Genomic DNA, 3,419 nt, shown 5'->3' with positions numbered 1-3,419 from the left:
ATACTGCTGCATCTCTGACCAAGTGTCTGGTCGATAATAGGTGAAAGCATGGAGTCAAATTGCTCCATGATTGAAAAAATTCCTCCAAAAGGTGTGAGTTTTTCAGATTTTATTTGTACCTTTGCCATGTCTTGTTACGATTTACGCTTGTTTTGAATTGCAACACTAAGATAAGTGAAAAATCTGACATGGCAAAATCCTGAGCAACTTTTTGTTGCTCAGGAACTTATAAATAAAGTTAAATTATAGTGTTGCGGAATTAAGGATTTAATAATTCGAATATAAATCCTACCTTTACGGCATGATTAAAAGAAACCCAACCAAACCCGTCCGCGTTGTTCCTCCCATGATGGAAGAACAGGAAGTCAGTACTATTACCCTACAGGAATGGCTCGACAGAGAAGAAACCGTCTCTCATCTTTTATTCTGCAAAGGAAAAGAAGAAGGCATCGACAAATCTTACAAAAGTTTCAAAAACTGCACCTTTCAGCATCAGACATTCAGCGAATGTAAATTCCGTTCCTCTCAACTGAGCGATGTCAGGTTCGAGAACTGCGACCTATCCAACATTTCTTTTGCTGAAAGTTCGCTCTACCGGGTAGAATTCATTTCCTGCAAACTATTGGGTACCAATTTATCGGAAACAACGATGAATCACGTCTTGCTGCATGACTGCAACGCAGGTTATATCAATCTGGCTATGAGTAAAATGAACCAGGTACGTTTTGCACACAGCCAGCTCCGCAACGGAAGTCTGAACGACTGCCGTTTTTCATCCGTCGCATTTGAGAGTTGCGATCTCGTAGAAGCCGATTTTTCACACGCTCCGCTTCGCGGAATAGATTTGCGCACTTCCCGTATCAGCGGAATCACGCTTAACATCAGCGATCTGAAAGGGGCTGTCATCACTTCCCTGCAAGCAATGGATTTGCTTCCACTGTTAGGGGTTATTATCGAAGATTAAAATCCTGCAAATTCACCCCGCCGCACTCAAACAAAAAGCATCGTCCCGTTGTTATAGTATAAGGTCGGACTAACGACATATAGGGAATAGGCACAAAAAGAATACCTATTTATAGTGATTTCTCACTCCCCGTCAAGTCCGTACTTTTGCAGAAATCTTATTCAAAAACAATAGAAACGATGAAAATTGAAAAAATTGTAGCTCGAGAAATTCTCGATTCAAGAGGTAACCCCACAGTAGAAGTTGACGTAGTATTGGAATCCGGCATTATGGGACGTGCATCTGTGCCGTCAGGTGCTTCCACAGGTGAACACGAAGCATTGGAACTTCGCGATGGTGACAAACAGCGCTATGGTGGAAAAGGAGTAGAAAAAGCAGTTGATAATGTAAATAAAATCATCGCTCCGAAACTGATTGGTATGTCTTCACTCAATCAGAGAGGTATCGACTACACAATGCTGACATTGGACGGCACTAAGACTAAATCGAATTTAGGTGCTAACGCTATTCTCGGTGTATCTCTTGCCGTAGCTAAAGCTGCTGCCAACTATCTGGATCTTCCTCTATACCGCTATATCGGTGGAACAAATACGTATGTAATGCCTGTACCGATGATGAACATCATCAACGGTGGTTCACATAGCGATGCTCCGATCGCATTCCAGGAATTTATGATCCGTCCCGTAGGTGCTCCTTCTTTCAGAGAAGGTCTGCGCATGGGTGCCGAAGTATTCCACGCTTTAAAGAAAGTTTTGAAAGACCGTGGCCTTAGCACTGCTGTAGGTGATGAAGGTGGTTTCGCACCTAACCTCGAGGGTACGGAAGATGCTTTGAACTCTATTCTGGCCGCTATCAAAGCTGCAGGATACGAACCGGGCAAAGACGTTATGATCGGTATGGACTGTGCTTCTTCCGAATTCTACCACGATGGTATTTACGATTATACCAAGTTTGAAGGTGAAAAAGGTAAGAAACGCACTTCCGCAGAACAAGTTGACTACCTGGAAGAACTAATCAACAAATTCCCTATCGACTCTATCGAAGACGGTATGAACGAAAACGACTGGGAAGGCTGGAAAAAACTGACCGAACGCATCGGCAACCGTTGCCAGTTGGTAGGTGACGACCTGTTCGTAACCAACGTAGATTTCCTTGCAATGGGTATCGAAAAAGGCTGTGCCAACTCTATCCTGATTAAAGTAAACCAAATCGGTTCGCTGACAGAAACACTGAACGCTATCGAAATGGCTCACCGTCATGGATACACTACTGTTACTTCTCACCGTTCGGGTGAAACAGAAGATGCTACTATCGCCGATATCGCAGTAGCTACTAACAGCGGACAGATCAAGACAGGTTCTTTAAGCCGCTCAGACCGTATGGCTAAATACAATCAGTTACTCCGCATTGAAGAGGAACTGGGAGATTTGGCTGTATATGGTTACAAGAGAATTAAATAATTCAATATTCTCTTACTTGAATAATTCATCCCCGGACAATTAGATTATCCGGGGATTTTTACATATTAACCATTCACTAAATCTTTTTGCATTGTAAGAAAACTAGCTTCACTAAGCATCAATAAATATCTCCAATATTTTGCGAATTGAATTAATAAGGCTACATTTGCAACGTCTAACATATTAACAGACGGTGGGGAAACCTGCCTACTATCGCAGCGAGCATTTTTATGTTCGTATGTGAACTCTTATATGGGCGGTTTCGTACCCCCATAGAGAGTGTTAATGCACCTCTAAACCTGCCGTCGGTATGTTAGACAATGGGACAGGCGAAACCGCTTTTTTATTAGCACTTCTTCCTCTCCCATCAATCTATTATTCATCTTTTAAATTCTAATGATTATGGAAAACAGTCAATTAAAAGACTTACAGGAAGAGGTTTCAGAAGCTACGAAACATTATATCCTGACTACATTCAATTCTGAAAATGGAATGAAAACGTATTATTTGCAGATGTCAAACATAATACGCTCTGCGCACATTAATCCTCCCATTGACACCGAATACAACAGTTTAAAAAAGCTAAGCAAAAAGCTCAAGCAATATTGTACTTTCATTCAAACACTTGGCGAACATGAATGGGACAAGGGAATAGCCGATATTCAGAAAGCATTAGGCATTTATCTAATGCAAAATAACATCGAAAGTAAAGAACGCAAACAAACGAACCAAGAAATTGCCTCTCAACTGCAATTCATCGTTTTTCTCTCCGGGAATATAAATATCATCAAGCAACTTCGGCTCAGTTGTAATTCTTGGGGGATTAAGTTTAGTCAATTCCCTTCATGCATATACCTTTGCTAGCCTAAAAAGGAAGAAGCTCATATCCACTACTCCTCTAAATGATGCCCTAAATGCTTTGATTTTAGCATTAAATGCTTCCGCTGCTGCATTTGTACTCCTGTTCACAAAGAAGTTCAAAAATCCTTTCATAA

Annotated in this window: 4 protein-coding genes; 3 read left to right on the top strand and 1 reads right to left on the bottom strand. The window is 41.3% G+C overall.

All coding sequences use genetic code 11. The annotated features are described in order from the left end of the window. The first annotated feature begins 301 nt into the window (after positions 1 to 301). From HMPREF0106_RS09065 to HMPREF0106_RS09075, 3 genes are all read left to right on the top strand, one after another. Positions 302 to 964, top strand: coding sequence for a pentapeptide repeat-containing protein (locus tag HMPREF0106_RS09065; protein ID WP_008644437.1), 663 nt, complete (start codon positions 302 to 304; stop codon positions 962 to 964). A gap of 179 nt (positions 965 to 1,143) precedes the next feature. Then, the gene (eno, locus tag HMPREF0106_RS09070) at positions 1,144 to 2,424 is read left to right on the top strand and encodes a phosphopyruvate hydratase (RefSeq protein ID WP_009040384.1); all 1,281 of its coding nucleotides are present in this window, start codon (positions 1,144 to 1,146) and stop codon (positions 2,422 to 2,424) included. Between the two features lie 402 nt (positions 2,425 to 2,826). Next, positions 2,827 to 3,288 carry a hypothetical protein gene (locus HMPREF0106_RS09075; protein ID WP_229112636.1) on the top strand — a complete coding sequence of 154 codons (462 nt, stop codon included), beginning with the start codon at positions 2,827 to 2,829 and terminating at the stop codon, positions 3,286 to 3,288. Here the strand turns inward: HMPREF0106_RS09075 and HMPREF0106_RS27135 are convergent. Beyond that, the coding region (locus HMPREF0106_RS27135; protein ID WP_157133819.1) for a transposase at positions 3,268 to 3,419 on the bottom strand (152 nt) is incomplete at its 5' end. The two genes, HMPREF0106_RS09075 and HMPREF0106_RS27135, sit on opposite strands and share 21 nt — an antisense overlap.

The sequence above is a fragment of the Bacteroides sp. D22 genome (genome assembly GCF_000163675.1).
Classification (GTDB): Bacteria; Bacteroidota; Bacteroidia; order Bacteroidales; family Bacteroidaceae; genus Bacteroides; species Bacteroides xylanisolvens.
Note: the sequence above shows the minus strand (reverse complement) of the source record. Positions and strands in the feature narration are given on the sequence as shown.

Coding starts and splice junctions, on each gene's coding strand:
- HMPREF0106_RS09065 (WP_008644437.1), top strand. CDS start 302: ATGATTAAAAGAAACCCAACCAAACCCGTCCGCGTTGTTCCTCCCATG.
- eno (WP_009040384.1), top strand. CDS start 1,144: ATGAAAATTGAAAAAATTGTAGCTCGAGAAATTCTCGATTCAAGAGGT.
- HMPREF0106_RS09075 (WP_229112636.1), top strand. CDS start 2,827: ATGGAAAACAGTCAATTAAAAGACTTACAGGAAGAGGTTTCAGAAGCT.